The 20,437-nt window shown below is 72.2% G+C and carries 20 protein-coding genes; 9 read left to right on the top strand and 11 right to left on the bottom strand.

Annotated elements, in window-relative coordinates; all coding sequences use genetic code 11:
• Nucleotides 1-56: 56 nt before the first annotated feature.
• Nucleotides 57-986 carry an aldo/keto reductase gene (locus ACYVF7_RS36735; RefSeq protein ID WP_460349778.1) on the bottom strand — a complete coding sequence of 310 codons (930 nt, stop codon included), beginning with the start codon at nt 984-986 and terminating at the stop codon, nt 57-59.
• 38 nt (nt 987-1,024) lie between these two features.
• Nucleotides 1,025-1,462, bottom strand: coding sequence for a lanthionine synthetase LanC family protein (locus ACYVF7_RS36740; protein ID WP_460349779.1), 438 nt, complete (start codon nt 1,460-1,462; stop codon nt 1,025-1,027).
• A gap of 89 nt (nt 1,463-1,551) precedes the next feature.
• Here ACYVF7_RS36740 and ACYVF7_RS36745 point away from each other — a divergent pair, with 89 nt between their 5' ends.
• A complete protein-coding gene (locus ACYVF7_RS36745; protein ID WP_460349780.1) occupies nt 1,552-3,150 on the top strand; it encodes an adenylate/guanylate cyclase domain-containing protein in 1,599 nt (532 codons plus the stop codon).
• A gap of 302 nt (nt 3,151-3,452) precedes the next feature.
• Nucleotides 3,453-4,256: an HAD-IIA family hydrolase gene (locus tag ACYVF7_RS36750; protein ID WP_460349782.1), complete on the top strand. Its 804-nt coding sequence runs from the start codon at nt 3,453-3,455 to the stop codon at nt 4,254-4,256.
• Here ACYVF7_RS36750 and ACYVF7_RS36755 read toward each other — a convergent pair.
• Genes ACYVF7_RS36755 through ACYVF7_RS36765 form a run of 3 tightly spaced genes read right to left on the bottom strand, consistent with a single transcriptional unit; the run spans nt 4,172 to nt 7,086 of the window.
• A complete protein-coding gene (locus ACYVF7_RS36755; protein WP_460349784.1) occupies nt 4,172-5,215 on the bottom strand; it encodes an FAD:protein FMN transferase in 1,044 nt (347 codons plus the stop codon). The two genes, ACYVF7_RS36750 and ACYVF7_RS36755, sit on opposite strands and share 85 nt — an antisense overlap.
• The gene (locus ACYVF7_RS36760) at nt 5,212-5,700 is read right to left on the bottom strand and encodes an FMN-binding protein (RefSeq protein WP_460349786.1); all 489 of its coding nucleotides are present in this window, start codon (nt 5,698-5,700) and stop codon (nt 5,212-5,214) included. Before ACYVF7_RS36760 ends, ACYVF7_RS36755 begins: the two co-directional genes overlap by 4 nt.
• 15 nt (nt 5,701-5,715) lie before the next feature.
• Entirely contained in the window at nt 5,716-7,086 is a 1,371-nt protein-coding gene (locus tag ACYVF7_RS36765; RefSeq protein WP_460349788.1) for a ferredoxin reductase family protein, read from the bottom strand.
• Nucleotides 7,087-7,273: 187 nt separating this feature from the next.
• On the opposite strand from ACYVF7_RS36765, the gene ACYVF7_RS36770 reads away from it, so the two are divergent.
• Nucleotides 7,274-8,029, top strand: a complete 756-nt coding sequence (locus tag ACYVF7_RS36770; protein WP_460349790.1) for a response regulator transcription factor — start codon at nt 7,274-7,276, stop codon at nt 8,027-8,029.
• Complete coding sequence (locus ACYVF7_RS36775) at nt 8,026-9,522, top strand: HAMP domain-containing sensor histidine kinase (protein ID WP_460349792.1); 1,497 nt, start codon at nt 8,026-8,028, stop codon at nt 9,520-9,522. The genes ACYVF7_RS36770 and ACYVF7_RS36775 overlap by 4 nt, the downstream gene beginning before the upstream one ends.
• 5 nt (nt 9,523-9,527) lie before the next feature.
• Here the strand turns inward: ACYVF7_RS36775 and ACYVF7_RS36780 are convergent, their stop codons facing one another.
• Both ACYVF7_RS36780 and ACYVF7_RS36785 read right to left on the bottom strand, forming a co-directional pair.
• Complete coding sequence (locus ACYVF7_RS36780; protein WP_460349794.1) at nt 9,528-10,385, bottom strand: universal stress protein; 858 nt, start codon at nt 10,383-10,385, stop codon at nt 9,528-9,530.
• 348 nt (nt 10,386-10,733) lie between these two features.
• Nucleotides 10,734-12,329, bottom strand: a complete 1,596-nt coding sequence (locus ACYVF7_RS36785) for a sensor histidine kinase (protein ID WP_460349796.1) — start codon at nt 12,327-12,329, stop codon at nt 10,734-10,736.
• A gap of 556 nt (nt 12,330-12,885) precedes the next feature.
• Between ACYVF7_RS36785 and ACYVF7_RS36790 the strand changes: the two genes are divergently transcribed.
• The 3 genes from ACYVF7_RS36790 to ACYVF7_RS36800 are packed head-to-tail and all read left to right on the top strand — an operon-like array spanning nt 12,886 to nt 14,083.
• Nucleotides 12,886-13,314, top strand: coding sequence for a pyridoxamine 5'-phosphate oxidase family protein (locus ACYVF7_RS36790; RefSeq protein ID WP_460349798.1), 429 nt, complete (start codon nt 12,886-12,888; stop codon nt 13,312-13,314).
• Nucleotides 13,311-13,817 (top strand): CBS domain-containing protein, encoded by a 507-nt coding sequence (locus ACYVF7_RS36795; RefSeq protein ID WP_460349800.1) that lies wholly within the window; start codon nt 13,311-13,313, stop codon nt 13,815-13,817. Before ACYVF7_RS36790 ends, ACYVF7_RS36795 begins: the two co-directional genes overlap by 4 nt.
• Before the next feature lie 56 nt (nt 13,818-13,873).
• Entirely contained in the window at nt 13,874-14,083 is a 210-nt protein-coding gene (locus ACYVF7_RS36800; RefSeq protein ID WP_460349802.1) for a hypothetical protein, read from the top strand.
• Nucleotides 14,084-14,122: 39 nt separating this feature from the next.
• Here ACYVF7_RS36800 and ACYVF7_RS36805 read toward each other — a convergent pair whose 3' ends face one another.
• Entirely contained in the window at nt 14,123-14,953 is an 831-nt protein-coding gene (locus tag ACYVF7_RS36805; RefSeq protein ID WP_460349804.1) for a DUF1206 domain-containing protein, read from the bottom strand.
• Nucleotides 14,954-15,080: 127 nt separating this feature from the next.
• The gene (locus tag ACYVF7_RS36810) at nt 15,081-16,064 is read right to left on the bottom strand and encodes an alpha/beta hydrolase (protein ID WP_460349806.1); all 984 of its coding nucleotides are present in this window, start codon (nt 16,062-16,064) and stop codon (nt 15,081-15,083) included.
• Between the two features lie 364 nt (nt 16,065-16,428).
• Between ACYVF7_RS36810 and ACYVF7_RS36815 the strand changes: the two genes are divergently transcribed.
• Complete coding sequence (locus tag ACYVF7_RS36815; RefSeq protein ID WP_460349808.1) at nt 16,429-17,694, top strand: lactate racemase domain-containing protein; 1,266 nt, start codon at nt 16,429-16,431, stop codon at nt 17,692-17,694.
• Nucleotides 17,695-17,734: 40 nt separating this feature from the next.
• Here the strand turns inward: ACYVF7_RS36815 and ACYVF7_RS36820 are convergent, their stop codons facing one another.
• Entirely contained in the window at nt 17,735-18,106 is a 372-nt protein-coding gene (locus ACYVF7_RS36820; RefSeq protein WP_460349810.1) for a hypothetical protein, read from the bottom strand.
• A gap of 320 nt (nt 18,107-18,426) precedes the next feature.
• Here ACYVF7_RS36820 and ACYVF7_RS36825 point away from each other — a divergent pair, with 320 nt between their 5' ends.
• Nucleotides 18,427-19,659, top strand: a complete 1,233-nt coding sequence (locus ACYVF7_RS36825) for a cytochrome P450 family protein (RefSeq protein WP_460349811.1) — start codon at nt 18,427-18,429, stop codon at nt 19,657-19,659.
• Nucleotides 19,660-19,722: 63 nt separating this feature from the next.
• Here ACYVF7_RS36825 and ACYVF7_RS36830 read toward each other — a convergent pair whose 3' ends face one another.
• A complete protein-coding gene (locus ACYVF7_RS36830) occupies nt 19,723-20,412 on the bottom strand; it encodes a polysaccharide deacetylase family protein (protein WP_460349813.1) in 690 nt (229 codons plus the stop codon).
• Between the last annotated feature and the right edge of the window lie 25 nt (nt 20,413-20,437).

Here is a 20,437-nt window from a genome sequence, read left to right on the forward strand (position 1 = left end):
CAAGTCATGTTCGCGGATATACGGGGATTTCGCACAGTGTTTCGATGATTACCGGATTAGTTCCACGGCAGGGCGGCGCGGCGGTCCCAGTACTCCCCCGGCGGCGTCGCCAGTGCGCCCAGCTCCTCCTCGCTCAGCACGACGGTCGTGGCCGCGAGATTGGACGTCAGCTGACCCGCGCTCGCCGCGCCGCTCAGCACCGTGTCCGCCCAGGGCTGCGCGAGCACGGCCGCCAGCGCCACCGCGTCCGGGCCGACGCCGTGCCGCTCCGCCGCCTTCCGCACCGCCGGAGGCGGGTCCACCGCCAGCCGGCCGTTGGCCAGTCCCTCCTTCACGAGGACCTGAGCGCCCCGCTCGTGGGCCTCGGCGAGCGCGCCGCCCGCCGAGGGCTCCAGGACGTTCCACGTCGACTGCACCACCGTGAACAACGGCCGCCCGTCCACCTCCACGTCGAGCGCGCGCCGTACCGTCTCGGCCTGGGCCGGCCCGGACGTGGAGAAGCCGACGCGCACGCCCTCGGCCGCCAGGTCGGCGAGGGCCCGCAGCAGCCCGGCGTCGGCGAACAGCGGGCCGTCCGCCATCAGGGAGTGGACCTGGTAGACCGCCAGACGGTCGCCGAGCAGCCTCCGCGTCTGCGCCAGCTGATCCCGGAACCTCGGCAGGGAGTGCTCCTTGACCTCGTGCACGTCCGCGTCCATGCGCCAGTCGCCGACGTAGGCGTATCCCCACTTGCTGGAGACGGTGACGTCACGGTGCCCGCGCTCGTCCAGCCAGCCGGCCAGGAACTCCTCGGCGAGGCCGTACGACCGGGCCGCGTCGACCCAGCGGATCCCCGCCGCGTACGCCGCGTCGAGGACCCGCCAGGCGGCCTCCCGCATCGCCTCGACGGTCCGGTCGGCGGGCAGCGCCCCGTCACGACCCAGGTTGATGTACGCCGGCCGCCCGAGAGCGGCCAGGCCCAGTCCCAGCCTCGCGATGACAGTCATCTCCCCACCGTGTCACGGAGGGCCCGCGGCATGGCGCCTCAGGCGACCAGCAGCGCCTCGTCCCAGCCGACGGCGGACCGGTCCTCCGCGTAGGCGTCCAGCGCGAGCGCGACGCCCCCGGAGCCTTCGAGGAAGCCCGGGCTGTCGGCGCCCGCGGTGAACCGCAGCCCGAAGGGGAGCTCGTCGTCGAATCGCGCCGTGATGACGTCCACGATCTCGTCTCGCGCGCCGGTCAGCCTCTCGTCGTCGATGTGCCGGTTGAGCAACCCCAGGAGGTGAAGAAGGCCGCTCCAGCCGTGGCACAGCGCGGTGTCACCGACGTTCCACCGGTCGCGGGGCGACGCCAGGAAGACCAGCACGGACGCGCGAGCGAGGTCGTGCCAGTCGTCCCGGCCCAGGGCCAGCGCGGCCAGCTGGACGGCTCTGGAGACCCCGGGCACGCCGTAGCACCACGACGGGCGCGGTCGCGCTCCCATGTCACGTACGGTTCCCTGACCTGCCCGTTCGGGTGATTCACCCGGATCCGTCACACTGGTTCTCCACGGACGCGCGGAGGGGGTGGGCGGTGACCGCCGGAACATCGGCGAAAGGGCTCCGCGGCTGGCTCGACGGGCCGCCCGGTGCCTCACGCGCCGTGCTGGTACGCCGGTCGCGGTGGCTGCTCATCGTCGCGGTCGGCGGCGCGAATCTCGCCGGCGCGCTGTTCGTCCTGATGTTCTCGACGTTCGTGATGCCGGATCCGCCGGGCATCGCCGACCCCTCCCACGTCCGGCTGGTCAACCTGATCGTCTTCTGCGCCTATCTGGGGCTCGGCGCGCCGATCGGCGTGGTGTGGGGGATGTGGCTGTTCCGTCCGGTGCGCACCCTCGCCGGCCACCAGCACGACCCGAGCGACAAGGAGCGCCGTGCCGTGCTGCGCGGGCCGCTGCGGCTCATGGCGATGCAGGGCACGCTGTGGGGCCTGGGCGCCGTGGGCTGGGCCGTCATCGACGTGTCCTACTCCGAGCTGCTCGCCCTGAAGGTCAGCATGATCACGGCGCTCGGCGGGATCACCACCTGCGCGATCGTCTACCTGCTCGCCGAGCGCCTGCTGCGGGCCATCGCGGCGATCGTGATGGCCTCCGGCCCGGCGGCGTACGACGACTGGTTCGGCATCACGCCGCGGACCATGCTCGCGTGGGCGCTCGGCAGCGCGGTGCCGCTCCTCGGTCTCATCTCGGCCGCGGTGGCCGCCCTGGTCGTCGACGGCATGTCCCTCACCCAGCTGGCCGTCACCATCCTGGCGCTGGGCGGCGTCGCCCTGTACGTGGGATTCCAGGTGACCTACATCGCCGCCCGGGCGATCGCCGACCCCGTCCGTTCCGTACGGGAGGGGCTGGCGCGGATCGAGCGCGGCGACCTCCAGGCGTCGGTCCCGGTCTACGACGCGAGCGAACTCGGCCGGCTGCAGGCCGGGTTCAACACCATGGCGACGGGGCTGCGGGAGAACGAGCGGCTGCGTGACCTGTTCGGCCTGCACGTCGGGGAGGACGTCGCCCGCCACGCCCTGGAACACGGGGTCGTCCTGGGCGGCGAGACCTGTGAGGCCGCGGTCGTCTTCGTCGACCTGAAGGGCTCGACCACCCTCGCCGCGACCCGGCCGCCCGGCGAGGTCGTCGCCCTGCTCAACGCGTACTTCGGGATCGTCGTCGACGTCGTCTCCCGCCACGGCGGCCTGATCAACAAGTTCCAGGGCGACGCGGCCCTGGCCATCTTCGGCGCGCCCGAGCCGCTCGACGACCCGGCAGGCCAGGCGCTCGCCGCCGCGCGGGAGCTGACCCGGCGGCTGCAGGAGGAGCTATCCGAGCTGATCGCCGGGATCGGCGTGTCGGCCGGCCAGGTCGTCGCCGGGCACATCGGCGCGGAACAGCGCCTCGAGTACACGGTGATCGGCGACCCGGTCAACGAGGCCGCCCGCCTCAGCGACCTCGCCAAGACGAGCCCCGACCGGCTGCTCGCGTCGGGCACGGTCGTCTCCGGCGCAGACCAGGCGGAGGCGGCACACTGGCGACTCGGCAGCGCCGTGACACTGCGCGGCCGTACGGCGCGGACGCAACTGGCCGCGCCGTTCCGGCGTCCGCCGCCGACCGGCCTCGACCGAGTGATCAACCGCCTCCGCCGATGACCGCACCCGGTGCGATCCGGTGACCAGGGAGGAATCGACCGCCTCCCCGCGACCACGGCGCCGGTGGGATCCGGTCACGACCGCTTTCCCGCGACCACGGCGCCGGTGCGGTCCGGTCACGACCGCCTTCCCGCGACCACGGCGCCGGTGCGGTCCGGTCACGACCGCCTTCCCGCGAGGACGGCGCGGGGTGCGGTCCGGCCATGATCGGCCCGTCCGGTCACCCGGGCGATGTCGGCGGCTCACACGCCGGGCGCATCCCGGCTGCATAAAGGTCACGGCAATGAGGGATATTTGGTCGCATGAGCGAGCGTAAGCCGATCGATTGCTGGTTGACCGATATGGACGGGGTACTGGTCCACGAGGGCCAGCCCGTGCCGGGGGCCGAGGAGTTCCTGGGCCGACTGAAACGGGCCGGCAAGCCGTTCCTGGTGCTGACCAACAACTCGATCTACACGCCGAGGGACCTGCACGTCCGGCTGCGGGCGGCCGGACTCGACGTACCGGTCGAGTCCATCTACACGTCCGCGCTGGCCACCGCGCAGTTCCTCGACGATCAGCGCCCGCACGGCTCGGCGTACGTCCTGGGCGAGGCGGGCCTGACGACCGCCCTGCACGAGATCGGGTACATCCTCACCGACCTCGACCCCGACTACGTCGTCCTGGGCGAGACCCGGACGTACAGCTTCACCGCGATCACGCGCGCCATCCGCCTGGTCAACAACGGGGCGCGGTTCATCGCCACCAACCCCGACCCGATCGGCCCGTCCACCGAGGGCGCGCTGCCGGCCACCGGCTCGGTCGCCGCGCTGATCACCAAGGCCACCGGGGTCGAGCCCTACTTCGTCGGCAAGCCGAACCCGCTGATGATGCGGAACGCCCTCAACACCGTCGGCGGGCACAGCGAGAGCACCGCGATGATCGGTGATCGCATGGACACCGACGTGGTCTCCGGCATGGAGGCGGGCCTGTACACGATCCTCGTGCTGACGGGCGTGACCACCGAGAAGGAGATCGAGCGCTACCCGTTCCGTCCCCAGCGGGTGGCCGCGTCCATCGCCGAGCTGGTGGACATGGTCGACCTGCCGGACCTGACCGACGGCTGACCCCGGCCTGCGGACCCGGCCGAGTACCGCGCCGGGTCGCTGGACCCGGTCGAAGGCTGAACCGAGCCCCTGGACCCGGCCAAGGATCCAGACGAACCGCTGGACCCGGTCGAAGGCTGACCCGGACCGCCGGACTCGACCGAGGACCGAGTCGGACCGCCGGACGCGGCCGAGGAGCGCGCCGGGCGGGCGGGTCCGGTCGAAGACCGAGCCGGGCCGTCGGCGCGCAGGCCCGCTGTGGTCCAGGTCCGCCCGTCGAGGCCGATCGCGTACGCCTCGTACCCCGGGAGGCCCTCGATCCAGTCGCGGGCGGCCTCCCCCATGACGAACGCCGCCGTCGCGTAGGCGTCGGCGAGCGTGAGGCTCGGCCCGACCACGGTGACGGAGGCGAGGCCGCTCGCCGCAGGCCGGCCGGTACGCGGGTCGAGGATGTGCGCTCCGCGCTCGGCGGTGCCCGAGGTCGCCACGGCCATGTCGCGTCCGGCGATGACCGTGGCCACCCCTCCGGGGCGCAGCGGGTCGGCGATGCCCACCCGCCAGGGGCGGCCCGGCTCAGGGCCGCCGGCCAGCCGGATGTCGCCGCCCCCGTTGATGTGGTGGTTGAGGGATCCGGCGGCGCGGAGGAGGCCGTCGGCGCGTTCGATCGCCCAGCCCTTGACGACGCCGGACGGGTCGAGGGTGCCGCCGGGGTAGGCGCTGAAGCAGCCGCCGGTCTCCTCGGTGAGCCGCTCGCACAGGGCGAGGATCTCCCCCACTTCGGGGGCGCAGTCGCCGGCCGTGACCTCGCCGCGCGCCAGGCGGCTGATGTCGCTGTCCGGCCGGTACGTCGAGAAGGTCGCGTCGACCCGGTGCAGCCCGCGGACGGCCTCCCCTAGGGCGCCGTCCTCGGGATACGGCTCCCGCAGGTCGAAGGAGAAGACGGTCCCCATGCAGTGCTCGACGTGCTTGCGCGCCGTCATTTGCCCGCCTTGTCGAGGGCGCTCTGCAGGGACCGAATGTAGCCGTCGCTGGTGACGGTCGCCCCGGAGACCGTGTCGATCTTCGCGTTCTGGGCGGCCAGGGTCTCCTGCTTCAGCTGCGGGACGGCGAAGCTGTTGATCTCCTGGTCACGGGGGTTGCCGTCCGGCACCTGGACGGTCTCGACCTTGGTGATCTTGCCGCTCGTGAGCGTGACGCGCACCTGGACCGGTCCCCAGCGGGTGTCGATGGTGTCGCCCGTCACGGTGCGCGTCGCGGAGCCGCTGCTCTTCCCGGAGCCCGAGCCGACGCCGGAGCTCTGGCTGGAACTCGCGCTCGGCGCCGGGGCGGCCGTGTCGCCGCCGGTGCTCGTGCCCGTACCGGTTCCCGCGGCGGTGCCGCTGCTGGACGCCGGGTGCGTCTTGAAGCTCAGCAGGAGGACCAGCCCGGCGGCGGTGCCGACGATGGCGAGGATCGCCCTCTTCATCAGGTGCTCTCTCTTCTAGAACTCGAAGGACTCGTGGTGAATGTGGCGGCGCGGCACGCCCGCCTGGCGGAGGGACGCCTTGGCGGCGTTCACCATGCCGTCGGGCCCGCAGAGGTAGACGTCGTGGCTGGTCAGGTCCGGGAGGATCCGCGTCAGGACCGCCGGGGACAGCGGGTCGCCGCCGAGGTCCCGGCGCGAGCCGACCAGGTAGTGCAGTGCCGCACCCCGGATCTCCGCGACCCGGCGGAGCTCCTCCTGGAAGACCACGTCGGACCAGTCGGTCGCCCGGTACACGAGCGTCAGGTCGCCGGGAGCCGCCGGAAGGGTCTCGAACAGCGCGCGGATCGGGGTGATGCCGACCCCGCCGGCCAGCAGCAGCACCTTGCGCCGCCGGCGGCGACCGGCGGTGAAGGCCCCGTACGGGCCCTCGGCGAAGACCCGGGTGCCGGGCCGCAGCCGTGACAGCGCGCCGCTGTGCTCCCCGAAGGTCTTGACCGTGATGCGGAGCATGTCCGACCGTGGCGGCGCCGACAGCGAGTACGGGTTGGAAGCCCACCCCAGGTCACGGGTAAGGAACCGCCAGCGGAAGAACTGGCCCGCCTCGGCGCGGAGCTCGTCCAGGTGCCGTCCGCGGACCCACACCGAGACGACGCCGGGCGCCTCCCGGTACACGCCCTCGACGCGCATCCGGTAGCGGAGCGCCGCCCGCACCGGCGTCACGAACCGGTACCAGACCAGCAGGGCGCCGACGACGATGTACAGCCCCGCCCACAGGACGCGGGCGGTCAGGTCGGTCATGAAGTCCGCGCCGGTCGCGAACTGGTGGGCGAACGCCAGCGCGATCGCCAGATAGGTGTAGAAGTGCAGGTAGTACCAGGTCTCGTAGCGCATGCGGCGGCGTGCGGCGCGGGCGGACACGATGCCGACGCCGACGAAGAGGAGGCCGGCGACGGTCGCCATCAGCACGTCCGGATAGCTCACCAGCAGCGTCCCCGTCTGGTGGACCACGTCGGTGTGCGCGGTGACCGCGTACCCCCAGATGATCAGCAGCGCGTGCGCCACGACGAGCCCGACCATGTACCGGCCGCCCATCGCGTGCCATCGGGCGAGCCGGTCCGTGCCGACGCCGCGTTCGAGCGCCGGGATCCGCGCCATCAGTGCCACCAGGACGACGGCGGCGAAACCCGCGAGCAGGCCGGTGATGCGTCCCGCGTTGGTCAGCCAGTCCCCGAAGCCGGTGACGGCCGGGGTGTCGTGCCACCAGAGGGCGAGCACCGCGATCGCTCCGAGGGCGATCGGGGTCAGCACGTGCGCGGGCCGGGCACGCACCGGTTGCCGGTGTGTCCGCGGCCGACGGACGGCGGCCCGTTCGTCCAAGGTCGTCACGTTTGTCCCCCCGTATGCTTTAGGTCGTTCCGATCCCCTACTTTGGGTCCGTAACCTGAAGGTTCCTTCTGAACGGCTTGTGCGTCCCTGCTTAGACCGCGCTGACCTGCACGGATACAAGCGTTCAGAGGCCATTCTCAGGAACTTCTCACCCAGCTCAGAGATGCGGCGAGCAGCGTAGGTGGCGATGAACGACCCTCGATCCCCCGATTCCCCGGCGGCCCGGCATCCCCTCATGACCCGCCCGGACGGCTCGTCCGTACGCGTGCTGGTCGTTGACGACGAGGCGAGCCTCGCGGAGGTCCTCGCCAGCGTTCTGCGCTTCGAGGGGTGGGAGGTGATGACCGCGGGCGGCGGTGCCGAGGCGGTCAAGGCGGGCCGGGAGTTCCGGCCCGACGCCGTCCTCCTCGACGTGATGCTCCCGGACTTCGACGGCCTGGAGGTGCTCCGCAGGCTGCGGGCGGACAACCCCGACGTGTGCGTGCTCTTCCTGACCGCGCGGGACGCCGTCGAGGACCGCATCGCCGGGATCACCGCAGGCGGCGACGACTACGTCACCAAGCCGTTCAGCCTGGAGGAGGTGCTGGCCCGGCTGCGCGGCCTGCTCCGGCGCTCCGGGCGGGCCCGCGCCCAGAGCGGCGAGGTCCTCGCCGTCGGCGATCTCACGATGGACGAGGAGGCCCGGGAGGTGCACCGGGACGGCGAGCTGATCGAGCTGACGGCCACCGAGTTCGAGCTGCTGCGCTACTTCATGCGCCACCCCCGCCGGGTGCTGTCCAAGCCGCAGATCCTCGACCGGGTCTGGAACTACGACTTCGGCGGGCAGGCGCACGTGGTCGAGCTCTACGTCAGCTACCTGCGCAAGAAGATCGACGCCGGGCGCGAGCCCATGATCCACACTGTCCGCGGCGTCGGTTACGCGCTGCGCCCGCCCGCCTCATGACCTGGCACCGCGCCCTCCGCAGACGGCTCCGCGTCCGTACGCTGCGCGGCAGGCTGATCGTCGGATCGCTCCTGCTGTTCACCCTCGCCTGCGGCATCGTCGGCGTCGCCACGACCGTCTCCCTGCAGCGCTTCTTCATCGGCCGGCTCGACCAGCAGCTCTACGACGCCAAGAACCGGTACGCCATCGGCCTCGAGCACGCCGTGGAGCGCGACGACTTCGACAAGGTCAACGGCCAGTCCGTCGGCACGTTCGGCGCCCGCCTGGCCGGCGGCCGGATCACGCAGTGCGGCGTCGTCCGGGACGTGCGGGACCCCCGCGGTCAGCTCGACCTGTCCGCGGCGGACCGGACGCGGCTGGCGGCGCTGCCCGCCGACGGCCGGGCGCGGACCGTCCGGCTCGAGGCCCTCGGCAAGTACCGGATCATGGCGAACCCGGGCGAGGACGGTGACGTCCTGATCACCGGGCTCCCCATGCACGGCGTCGACGAGGCGGTCGCCCGGCTCGAGATGGTCGAGGTCGCGGTGTTCGGCGTCGTCCTCGTCGCCGCCGGTGCCGCCGGCGCCATCCTGGTCGGGCTCGCCCTGCGCCCGCTGCGCCGCGTCGCCGCGACCGCCATGCACGTCTCCGAGTTGCCTCTGGCCAGCGGAGAGGTCGTGCTGCCCGCCCGGGTGCCGGACACCGACCCCGCCTCCGAGGTCGGTCAGGTCGGCACCGCGTTCAACCACATGCTCGAGCACGTCGAGTCGGCGCTCGCGCAGCGGCACGCGAGCGAGGACCGGCTGCGCCGGTTCATCGCCGACGCCAGCCACGAGCTGCGCACTCCCCTCGCCGGCATCCGCAGCCACGCCGAGCTGGCCCGCCGGAACCCCGGTGAGCCCGGCCCCCGGACCGATCACGCGCTGCGCCGCATCGAGGCGGAGGCGACGCGGATGGGCCACCTCGTGGACGATCTCCTGCTGCTGGCGCGGCTGGACGCCGGGCGGCCCCTCGCGCACGAACCGGTCGACCTGACCCGGCTGGCCATCGACATCACCAGCGACGCCCGGGCGGCCGGGCCCGACCATCGCTGGGCCCTCGACCTGCCGGAGGATCCGGTCGTGATCCACGGCGACGAGTTCCGGCTGCATCAGGTCATCGGGAATCTGCTGACCAACGCGCGCACCCACACCCCGCCCGGCACGAACGTCACCGTGCGCGTCACCGAGGCCGACGCCGCCGGGACGGTCGCCCTCGAGGTGATCGACGACGGCCCGGGCGTCCCCGCCGACCTGCGCGACGACGTCTTCGAACGGTTCGTACGCGGTGACGGCTCCCGCTCGCGCAAGGCCGGCAGCAGCGGCCTGGGCCTGGCGATCGTGTCCGCCGTCGTCCAGGCCCACGGCGGGTCCGCCGACCTCACCAGCGAGCCGGCACGTACGTGCGTCCGGATCCGTCTCCCCGTCGGGGCAGCGGAATCGAGGCCACGGGAGCCGGAACCCCGGTCACGGTGATCCGGTCAGGGCCGGGCGCGTACGACGGCGACGGGGCAGTGCGAATGGTGGATCACGCCGTGGCTCACCGAACCCAGGTGCAGGCCGTACCGGCCGTTGCAGTTGGCCCGCGCGCCGACGACCAGCAGGTCCGCGGCGGCGGAGCGGGCGACGAGCTCGCCGACCAGGTGCCCGGACGGCGCCTGCTCGATGACCCTGACGTCGGGGTACCGCTGCCGCCAGGGAGCGACCACGCCGGCCAGGCGTTCCGCGGCCGCCGCGGCACCCTCGCGGATGGCCTCCCGGTAGGCCCCGGTGACCGTGGGCGCCGCCATCTCCCACACGTGAACGGCGCGGACCCACGCACCGCGGATCGCCGCCGCCTCGAACGCGTACCGAAGGGCGAGAGCGGACTCCCCGGACCGGTCCACGCCGACGACGACCTCGCCACGGGTCTCCTCCGTTCCGCCGCGCACGATGATCACCGGTCCGGGCGCGTGACCGGCGACCTTCAGGACCGTGGACCCGAGCAGCAGTGCCGCGAGGCCGCCGAGGCCTCGGTGGCCGAGGACGATCTCGTAGGCGCGTACGGCCGCCACCCGGAGCGCCTCGGCCGGGCTCTCGTGGACGAGTTCGGCGGTGACATCGAGACCGGGCCGGGTCTTCAACGCCCGCTCGACGGCCGCGGTGAGGATCCGATCGCCGGTCTCGGTGAGGGACTCCGACAGGCCGGGTGCCGGGTGGAAGGGCATGTCACAGGACCAGTGTTCGGTCGCATTGAGAACATGCAGGGGCCGTCCCGTACGCCCCGCCTCCTCCGCGGCCCACTCGACCGCGACGTCCGCGCGCGGCGAGCCGTCGGTCCCGACGACGATCGGCTCCATCACTATCTCCTCTGCTCGGGGAGACCACGCGCAGTGCCGGGCCAGGGAGGTTGACGGGATCCACGCGGGGGCTCGTACGTCCCCTCCAGGGTCATCACCCGGACCGAGGACCGTAAGGGACGAAGGTCCCCCGGTCACCGGCCGCTCGTCCCTCGCTGACCGGCGAAGACGTTCATCATGGCGGGGCAGCCTCGACGCACCGACCGACCGATCGCTGATCACCGGCCGCTCAGACCGACGGACGGCCGCTCACCGCCGGCGGGGCAGCCCCACGCATCCGTACGACCGACCACTGATCGCCGGCCGCTCGGGACGGCGGAGGGCCGCTCGCCGTCGGAGGCGGGAGCGTCAGCGTCCGTCCTGCTCCGGGTGGTGGGCGGGGACCCGCCATTCCAGCACCGTGCCGCCGCTCTCCCCGGGCCGGATCCGGAACGACCCGCCGAGCCGCTCGGCGCGGTCGGCCATGTTGCGCAGGCCGCTCCGACGTCCGCCCGGCCGGATTCCGATCCCGTCGTCGGTGACCCGCACCATCACTTCGTCCCCCGCGCTCACCGCGACGCTCACCTGGCTCGCTCGCGCGTGCCGTGCGACGTTGGACAGGGCCTCCGCGAGTACGGCCGGCAAATTCAGGGCCACCTCGTCGTCGACCGTCATGTCCATGGTGCCGTCCAGCCGCGTCTCTGGCACGAAGCCGAGGATCTCCGCCGCCTTGTCGATCACGGGCTGGATGCACGCTCGCAGGCCCTGATCGCCGGGCGACATCTGCAACGCGAAGATCGTCGAGCGAATCTGCCGGATCGTGTCGTCGAGGTCGTCGACCGCCCGCCGCACGCGCACCGCGACGTCGGGCTTCTCGGTGGTCTTGATCGCGCTCATCAGCGTGATGGCCGTCGCGAACAGCTGCTGGATCACGGTGTCGTGCAGGTCCTTGGCGATCCGGCCCCGCTCCTCCAGCAACGAGAGGCGCTCCGTGTCCTGTCGCCGGTCCGCCAGTTCGAGCGCCACCGCGGCCTGTGCGGCGAACGCCTCCAGCAGGCGGCGGGTGGGTTCCCCGAAGGCCGCCCCGCCCGGCGGGTTCGACACGGCCAGGACACCGCGGGCGGCTCCTGCCCTGCCGAGGGAGACGATCAGCGCCGGTCCGACCGGGACCGGCAGGGAGATGCCGGAACGGCGGAGATCTGCCGTCACATCGGGCGTCTCGAGAGATCGGCCGCCCCGGTAGACCTCCCCCGCGATCACCTCGTCGACGCGGAACCGCATGCCCCGGATGGCGTCGGCGTGCAGGCCGTCGGTGGCCTCGAGGACGAGTTCGTCCCCGTCGCCGAGCAGGACGCCGGCGGTCGCGGCACCACAGATCTCCCGGGCGCGTTCGGCGACCAGCACCAGTTCCTCGTACGGGTCGGTGCCGGACAGCAGGGACGCCGACACCTCGGCCGACGCCTTGAGCCACCGCTCCCGCCGCCTGACCTCCTCGTACAGCCGGGCGTTCTCGATGGCCACACCGGCCGCGACGGCAAGGGCGGCGACGACGTTCTCATCGTTCTCGTCGAACTCTCCGCCGCCTTCCTTGTCGGCCAGGTAGAGGGTGCCGAACGCCTCCTCCCGGACGCACACCGGCACTTCGAGACAATCACGTCGCGGCGGTTCGTCACCGAAGCCGCCGACCGTCACGAGCCGCTCGTACCCGTCCTCCCCCGCGAGCACGCGCAACGCGCCGCTGCGGGCGTCCACCAGGGTCGCCGACGCCTCCACGATCCGCCGCAGCACGCTGTCGAGGTCGAGGTCGGCCTCGATCGTCACCACCGCCTCCAGCAGGGCGTGCACCCGGTCACGTGTGGTGAGCACGGCGCCCAGCCGCGTCTGCAGCTCGGCGAGCAGATCGTCGAACCGCAACTGCGGCAGAAGACCGGACCGATCCTGGCCCGGCCGGCTGTCTGGAGGCATGGGCAGCTCGGACCTCCCCCTCAGGCTGCCGCCTGCGCCCGATGATTACAGTATGAGACACCCCGTGACCCGGCGTCGTCATCCGGCTCGGCGCTGCGGACACGCGGCCCTCAGCACCCGCCGGGTCGCCGCCGCGATCTCGAGGTCCCCCGGTGCCGTCACGACCAGCGTACGGACCGCCACGCCCGGCGGTGCCGCGCGGCCGCGTTCTGAGGTCCTCCGGTACCGTCATGACCCAGCGTACGGACGCCGCGCCCGGCGCCCCACCACGGTGCCGGGCGGCCGCGATCTCGAGGCCCCCGTGCCGTCACGACCAGCGTACGAACCACACGCTCGGCACCCCGCCACAGTGCCCGACGGCCGCGTTGGGGTCCGGGTCGGGCCGCACGCCCGGGAACCCGGCCCCCGTCGGCCACCTCCCGCCGAACAGGCGGTGGCCCCCGGCACGTGCCGGGTACGAAGGTCCCTCATCGAGGCCGCTCCGGCCGGAGAAGGGCCATCGGACGTGGGACGTTCGCCCCTGCCCTGGCCGCGTGAGACGGAACAACATCGAAATATGCGGTTCGACGCGAACGGGCTGGAGATTCTCGATCGTGAGGAGTGTCTCGCCCTTGTGCGATCGGTGCCGGTCGGCCGGGTGGTCTTCACCGACCGGGCGCTGCCGGCGATACAGCCGGTCAGCTTCCTCCTGGACGGCGACGATGTGATCATCGCGACGGCGCGGGGGTCGAAGCTGGCCGCGGCCACGCGCAGCACGATCGTCGCGTTCGAGGTGGACGCCTTTGACACTGGCGACAAGGCCGGCTGGTCCGTGACGATCATCGGCGAGGCGCGTGCGGTGCACGACTCCCTGGAGATCGACGGACTGTCCCGGTTGCCGCTGCGGCCCTGGACTCCGGGCCGGCACGACCACTTCATCCGAATCCGGAGCGACGTCGTCAGCGGACGGCGGATCCATCCGACCATGCTGGAGGCGAGACCATGACGGGGACCCTCGAGGAGCGGCCGGTGGGCGAGGCGATGTCGACCGACCTGCTCACCGTCACGGACACCGAGTCCGCCCTGCTGGCCTGGGAGCTGATGCGGCAGGGCGGCTACCACCACGTACCGGTGCTCAGCGCCGACGGATGCTTCATCGACGTCCTGGACGCCGAGACCCTGGCCGCCGCCTGGGACAGCGGAGGCCCCGACCGGATGCGCAAACCGGTCGGCGCCCTCGTCGGCCACCGCCCCCTGCCCCACGTCCGCCCCGCCGACTCCGTCGCGACCGCCGCGCGGGCGATGCTCGCGGCGGAGACGGACTTCCTCCCGGTGCTCGAGGAGGACGGGCGGCTGGCGGGTCTGTTCACCGCACGGGACCTGATCGCCCTGGCCGCCGGCGTCCGCCGGCCCGCCCGAGCCGGGCACATCCCGGCCCCGGCGCTCTACCGCATCGAGCCCGTGCTGCCGGCCCGTCATCCACGGGGCAGCGCGATCCCGCCGAGCTGACCGGCGCCGCCGTCGTCACCACAGCACGTTCATGGGGGGTGGGGAAAGGAGAGCCGATGCCACGGCAGATCGCCACCGGGTTGTCGGACCCGTCGATCTCCCTGCTCGAGGACCGCATCCGCCGGCTGGAGACCGAGGTCGCCCTACTCACCCATGCCGTCCGGGCGCTCACGCGGGAACTGACGGAGCACCGGGAACAGGAGGCGGGCGACGTCGCGACCGCCTCCGAGTCGAGCCGCCGGCGGAATCAGGGGCAGGTGACGTGAACCGGCCGCCGACGGCGCCGCAAGCCGGAGGCGGCCCGCCTACACGCGGCGCCAGCGGGATTCGCAGAAGCAGTACAGGCCGAAGACGACCAGGCCCAGCGCGACCAGGACCAGCAGCCACGGGCCGATCGACGTGGCGGCGAACTCGCGCAGCGTCCCATCGACGCCGCGGGCCTTCCCCGGGTCGAACGTGACCGCGGCGTAGCCGAGGAACACCCCCGCGGCGGCGAACACGAGCGCCCGGGTCGTTAGGCCCACCATCCCGAGCGCCTCGACGATCCGCCTGACCCGCGGGCTCATCTGCTCGGTCTTGAGGGGGTCCGCGAAGTGCCGCCGCAGGGCGAACACGGCCATGCCGACGCCGCCGGCGACGAAGCCGATCCCCACGAGCAGGACCAGCCAGCGGCCCACCGGGAGGTCGTGCATGGCGCGTCCGGTGAGGTCCTTGGACTTCTGGTCGCTGGGCCCCGGGCCTCCGGCACCCACGACGAACGCCACCGTGGTGGCGCAGACGACGGCGTAGAACACCGTGCGGGCGAGGGAGGCCAGCCGCTTGCGCGCCTTGCGGCCGTCCGGCCCTGGCTGGCCCAGGAGCGTCTCGCTGAGACTCAAGAGGGCCAGGCCGGCGAAGCCGGCCGCGAGCAGCCACAGGATCAGCGTGCCGCCGGTGGTGTGGGCGACCGTCTGGAGGGCGCCCTGCCGGTCCGCCGCCTGGCCGCTCCTGCCGAAGGCGATCTTGACCGCGAGGTATCCGATGAGGATGTAGAGGAGTCCGCGCGCGACGATGCCGCCACGGGCCAGCAGCTGGAACGGCGGGCTGTTGGACGCGCGGCGGCCGGCCGCCCGAACATGTGCGCCCTGCGCGGTCATGAGGCACCTCCTGCGATCGGCGGCGAGATGCCCTCTCTATTCAAGATCAAACCTGGCCGCGGATCGGCGCGGAACTCACCGTCCCCGGTAGAACGTCCAGGTCGAGGCGACGATCCTCGGCGTGAGTTCAGGCGGCCTCTCCGGTCGCGTCGTCCGGGATGACGGCGCGGATGAAGTCGGCCGCTTCCCGTACGGCCGCCCGCGCTTCGGGGAACAGTCGGTTGAACAGCTGGAAGACGTGGATCTGGCCCGGCCAGACCTGCAGCTCGCAGCGGTTCCCGGACTCGGTGAGGGCCTCGGCGAGCCGCTCGGCCTCGCCGCGTAGGACCTCCTGCTCCGCGACCTGGATGAGGAAGGGCGGCAGGTCGAGCCCGGCGCAGTCCAGCAGGGACAGGCGCGGGTCGGACCAGTCGTCATGGTCGCCGACGTACAGCCGTCCGAAGTGACGCGCCAGGGCCGGGCTGATGAAGGGGTCGTGGTACTCGCGGTCGCTGAGCACGGACAGTTCGCAGCTCAGGTCGACCCACGGCGAGAACAGCACGACGCCTCCGGGGGACGGAAGGCCGGCCCGGCAGGCCTCGCCGACGAGGGCTGCGGCGAGGTGTCCTCCGGAGGAGTCTCCGGCGATCACGATCCGGGAGGCGGGCAGGTCGGCGAGCAGCCACCGGTACGCCTCCAGGGCGTCCTCGAGCGCCGCGGGGAACGGATGCTCGGGGGCCAGGCGGTAGCCCGGTACCAGGACGGGCAGTCCGGTGTCCGCCGCCAGCCGGCTCGTCAGCGTCCGGTGCGTGCGCGGCGAGCAGAACGCGTAGCCTCCGCCGTGCAGGTAGAGGATCGCCCCGTCGCGGGGCTCGGGGGGACGGACCCATTCGCCGGCGATCGGGGCATCCGCGCCGGTCAGCTCCTCGACGCGCACCCCGGGGTCGGGCCGCAACAGGCGGGTGCCGTGCTCCAGGGCCGTACGGAGGACCGTGAGGGAGACGAATCGTCCGTTCAGCCGGTCGGCCATGGGCCGCCATCCGAGCCGGAGCGCCCTTGCCAGGGCTCTGGCCTGGCGGCTGGGGGCGACGATGTCGCCGAATCCGGCCGTGAGGTCGTCATAGGCGGTCACGCGGCACCACCACCGGGGGACGTCGCACCGCCCATCCGTGGATGGCGGTGAGGGGGGAATTGTGGGGTCATGATGTGCCTTGGTCGTGCTTCGTCAGGGGGAATTTCGACGAGCCTGCCTCCGCGCCCCCGATTCCCGGAACGGGGGAATCCCCCGTTCCGGTACCTGCTTCGCGTCCACGTACCCCCGAACGGGGCCGCCCAGAGCGGTCCTCGAAAGCACGGCCGACACCCCCGGCACCGACGGTCAGAGTCGTGATCGTTCCGCTGTGTGCAACCGGGTTCTTTGATCCGGGACGCGGTGGTGAGATGGTGTCCTGAGGAAACCGGGAGCCGACGTCGACCGACGAGAGGGAGATCGCGCCGTGGTACTAGGGACGGGCAGCCCGGAACGCACGCTCACCGAGGACGAGATCCAGAGGATCGTCGCGGACTCGCTGACCGGGCACGATCTCGACGGCCGGCGCGTCCTGGTGATCATCCCGGACGGCACCCGCTCCGCGCCGATGCCGCTGATGCTGCGCCTCCTGCACGACGCGCTGGCCGGGCGGGCCCGCCGGATCGACGTCCTGGTCGCGCTCGGCACCCATCAGCCGATGGACGACGCCGCGCTCGACGCTCTCGTCGGCGCCACCGGGGTCGGCCGGGACCGCCTGCTCCCGGAGATGACCGTGGTCAACCACGCCTGGTCGGATCCGGCGACGTACGCGACCCTCGGCACGATCACCGCGGAGGAGGTCCGCGAGCTGAGCGGCGGACGGCTCGACAGCCCCGTCGACGTACGGATCAACCGCCTCGTCGTGGACGCCGACCTCGTGATCGTCTGCGGGCCGGTGTTCCCGCACGAGGTCGTCGGCTTCTCCGGCGGCAACAAGTACTTCTTCCCGGGAGTGAGCGGCCCGGAGGTCATCGATCTCTCCCACTGGCTCGGCGCCCTGATCACCAGCCACGACATCATCGGCACCCGCGGGATCACGCCGGTCCGGGCGATCATCAACCGCGCCGCGTCGATGATCCCCACGCCCAGGCTGTGCCTGGCCATGGTGGTGCGGCCGGGCGGCACCGACCTGAACGGCCTGTACGCCGCGGTCCCCGAGGAGGCGTGGGCCGCGGCCGCCGACCTGTCCGCCCAGGTGCACGTCCGCTACGTCGACCGGCCGTACAAGACCGTGCTGTCGATCATGCCCCGGCGGTACGCCGACATGTGGACGGCGGCCAAGGGGATGTACAAGGTCGAGCCGGTGGTCGCGGACGGCGGCGAGGTGATCCTCTACGCGCCCCACATCGACCGCTTCAGCGTGACCCACGGAGCCGTCCTCGCCGAGATCGGCTACCACACCCGCGACTACTTCCTGGCCCAGTGGGACAGGTTCCGCGACCACCCGCTCGGCGTCCTGGCGCACAGCACGCACCTGCGCGGGAACGGCACGTACGAGGAGGGCATGGAACGGCCGCGGATCGGCGTCACGCTCGCCACCGGCATCCCCGAGGACGTCTGCGCGGCCCACGGCCTCGGTTACCGCGACCCGGCCACCATCGACGTCGGCCGCTGGACCGACGACCCCGACCCCGACGTCCTGGTCGTCCCGGACGCCGGCGAGATCCTCTACCGCCTGAACCAGAAGAACTGATCCGGCGGATCAGCGGACGGGCCGAGGCTGGGCTACCGGCTCATTTGTCATTGATGGTCATGTCGCGGCCGGACTGGTATATCCGGCTGTTCCCCGACGCCTTCGCCTGCTGCCTCACGTTGATCGCGCCGTCCCCGGTCGAGGCGATCCCGGTGTTGTCACCGCCGATCGCGATCGATCTCTCGCCCGACGCGGTGGCCCGTCCGGCCGTCTGGCCGCCATCGGCCGCCCGCCGGTCGGCGACCATCCCGTAAACCGATACGGCCAGGCCGACCAGCGCGACGAACGCCCCGATCACGCTGGCCAGTTTGTCGGCCTTGTCCAGACCTACCGCCGCGAAATAAGCACCCAGCGCCACCAGGGCCGCTACCGCGATCAGACCGCCGGCCCATTTCAGCACACGCCCCGTCATGAAAGACATCATCGGTCACCGACCCGCTCCGCGCCCAGTGACCGAAGCGGTACCGGCATGAGACCGCGGCCGGATGTGGACACGCCGTTTGGATAAGCGCCCGTCCGAACATTCCGTAAAAACGACGGTCAGACTCGAACGGTATGGCCGTTGTGACCGATTCGGGCTTATGATCCCCGTCCTACGGGCGGCGGTCCCGCCTCGAGTCGATCGGTATCACGGGTGGTGGCACATGCTGCAGCGGAAAGCGTCGGTCATGCGATTCTCCGAGCGCACGCGATGACGACTTCACCGTCGTCCGCGGCTGAGAGGAACGCCTCGTGACCGCGCTGGATCCGCAGATCGACGGCGCGCATTCCGAGGCGGTGCCGCTGTACGGCCCGCGTTTCGCCGGGAACACCGAGGAGCTGTTCGGCGAGATGCGGCGCGACCACGGACCGGTCGTGCCGGTGCTGCTCGAGGGCGGCGACCCCGCGTGGCTGGTCATCGGCTACCGCGAGGCGCACCGCGTCCTCTCCGACGGGCAACTGTTCGCCCGCGACCCGTACCGCTGCCACGGCCCGGACTACGTGCCGCCGCAGGCCGTGGGCTACACGCCGGGCATGCTGATGTTCCTGGACGGGGACGTGCACACGCATCGCGTCGGCGCGGTCGGCGCGGCGCTCGGCGAGGTGGACCAGTTCCAGCTGCGAGCCGACTGCGAGGGGTTCGCCGACCGGCTGATCGACGGGTTCGTCACCGCCGGCGAGGTCGAGCTCATGGAGCGGTACGCGTACCGGATTCCGGTTCTCGTCATGGGCGGCATGTTCGGGCTGCCCGACTCCGAGCTGGTGGCCGTCGCCCAGGACATGAAGACGATGAGCGACGGCCGGGAGGACGCCATCGACGCGTACGGCCGGTTCGTCGCGACGATGAGGGGGCTCGTCGAGAGCAAGCGCGAGTGGCCCGGACCGGACGTCACGTCCCGCATGCTCACGTACGGGACCGGCGTCACCGACGACGAGCTGATCCACGACATCCTCGTCGTGATCTCCGGCAGCCAGGAGAACACCGCCAACTGGATCGGCAACGCGCTGCGGCTCATGCTGACCGACGACCGCTTCGCGGTGACCCTCTCGGGCGGCCGCCGCAGCGTCGGCGAGGCGCTGAACGAGGTGCTGTGGAAGGACACGCCGGTGAAGGCCGTCCCGGGCCGCTGGGCGACCCGGGACACCCAGCTCGGCGGCCGGACCATCCGCGCCGGTGACGTGATCGTCGTCGGGCTGGCCGGCGCCAACGCCGACCCTCAGGTAAGGCCCGCCGTCGACGGCTACTCGGGCGGCAACCACGCCCACCTGGCGTTCGGCACCGGCGACCACGGATGCCCGCACCCGGCGCCGGAGCTCGCCGAGGTCATGGCGCGAACGGCCATCGAGGTGCTGCTCGACCGCCTCCCGGACCTGCGGCTCGCGGTTCCGGAGGACGAGCTCGAGTGGCGCCCGGCGTTCCACCTGCGCGGCCTGTCGGCGCTCCCGGTGCGCTTCACGCCCGCGTACGGCGTCCCGGGCGGCTGACCGGCGGCAGCGCAGCGCGGCGGCCATGGACCGCCGCGCCACGGCGGTGGTGTTCTCCGCGGGTCAGCCGGGCGCCACGGCGCGGCCCGTCTGCGGGGAGATCATGCCGGCGCACAGATGGCGGCCGGCCAGCCCCTGCGCGATGCGCGGGATCGCGGCGAGCGTGTTGGCGGGCCACTCGTGCATGAGGATGATCTGGCCGTTGGTGAGCCGGGCGTTGGCCTGCACGATCGCGTCCGTGCTGGCGCCGTTCCAGTCCTGGGAGTCGACGTCCCAGATGATCTGCTTCAGGCCGTACTTCGCCTCGACCGACTGCACCGTCGCGTTGGTCTCACCGTAGGGCGGGCGGAACAGCTTCGGCGTGCCGCCGCCCGCGCCGGCGATGGCCTGCTGCGTCCGGGAGATCTCCGAGTCGATCTGCGCCTGGCTCTCCTGGGTCAGGTGCGGGTGGGTGTAGCTGTGATTGCCGATCCACATGCCCGCGGCGGCCTCGGCCCGGACCTGGGCCGGGTAGGCGGCGGCGTACTGGCCCTCGTTGAACATCGTGGCCCGCAGCCCGTTCTGCCGGAGCGCGCCCAGCAGACTCGGGGTGTGGGCGTTGGACGGGCCGTCGTCGAAGGTGAGCCCGACGTATCCGTTGCAGGTGGCGGCGTGTGACGGGGTGGCGTTGACCGTGACGGCGACGGTGCTCGCCACGGCCAGCGCGGCGACGGCCAGGCCCGTGGCCGGGGAGCGTTTCGGTGTGGTCCGCATGCGGGGTGGATCCTTCTCGTCTCTC

This window comes from Actinoallomurus acanthiterrae (assembly GCF_054775715.1).

Bases quoted from the DNA above. Each gene is read 5' to 3' on its own strand.
- ACYVF7_RS36805 (WP_460349804.1), bottom strand. From the start codon at position 14,953: ATGACCGCGCAGGGCGCACATGTTCGGGCGGCCGGCCGCCGCGCGTCC.
- ACYVF7_RS36735 (WP_460349778.1), bottom strand. From the start codon at position 986: ATGACTGTCATCGCGAGGCTGGGACTGGGCCTGGCCGCTCTCGGGCGG.
- ACYVF7_RS36780 (WP_460349794.1), bottom strand. From the start codon at position 10,385: ATGGAGCCGATCGTCGTCGGGACCGACGGCTCGCCGCGCGCGGACGTC.
- ACYVF7_RS36790 (WP_460349798.1), top strand. From the start codon at position 12,886: ATGCGGTTCGACGCGAACGGGCTGGAGATTCTCGATCGTGAGGAGTGT.
- ACYVF7_RS36750 (WP_460349782.1), top strand. From the start codon at position 3,453: ATGAGCGAGCGTAAGCCGATCGATTGCTGGTTGACCGATATGGACGGG.
- ACYVF7_RS36785 (WP_460349796.1), bottom strand. From the start codon at position 12,329: ATGCCTCCAGACAGCCGGCCGGGCCAGGATCGGTCCGGTCTTCTGCCG.
- ACYVF7_RS36820 (WP_460349810.1), bottom strand. From the start codon at position 18,106: ATGACGGGGCGTGTGCTGAAATGGGCCGGCGGTCTGATCGCGGTAGCG.
- ACYVF7_RS36755 (WP_460349784.1), bottom strand. From the start codon at position 5,215: ATGACGGCGCGCAAGCACGTCGAGCACTGCATGGGGACCGTCTTCTCC.
- ACYVF7_RS36830 (WP_460349813.1), bottom strand. From the start codon at position 20,412: ATGCGGACCACACCGAAACGCTCCCCGGCCACGGGCCTGGCCGTCGCC.
- ACYVF7_RS36740 (WP_460349779.1), bottom strand. From the start codon at position 1,462: ATGGGAGCGCGACCGCGCCCGTCGTGGTGCTACGGCGTGCCCGGGGTC.
- ACYVF7_RS36800 (WP_460349802.1), top strand. From the start codon at position 13,874: ATGCCACGGCAGATCGCCACCGGGTTGTCGGACCCGTCGATCTCCCTG.
- ACYVF7_RS36760 (WP_460349786.1), bottom strand. From the start codon at position 5,700: ATGAAGAGGGCGATCCTCGCCATCGTCGGCACCGCCGCCGGGCTGGTC.
- ACYVF7_RS36795 (WP_460349800.1), top strand. From the start codon at position 13,311: ATGACGGGGACCCTCGAGGAGCGGCCGGTGGGCGAGGCGATGTCGACC.
- ACYVF7_RS36775 (WP_460349792.1), top strand. From the start codon at position 8,026: ATGACCTGGCACCGCGCCCTCCGCAGACGGCTCCGCGTCCGTACGCTG.
- ACYVF7_RS36770 (WP_460349790.1), top strand. From the start codon at position 7,274: ATGAACGACCCTCGATCCCCCGATTCCCCGGCGGCCCGGCATCCCCTC.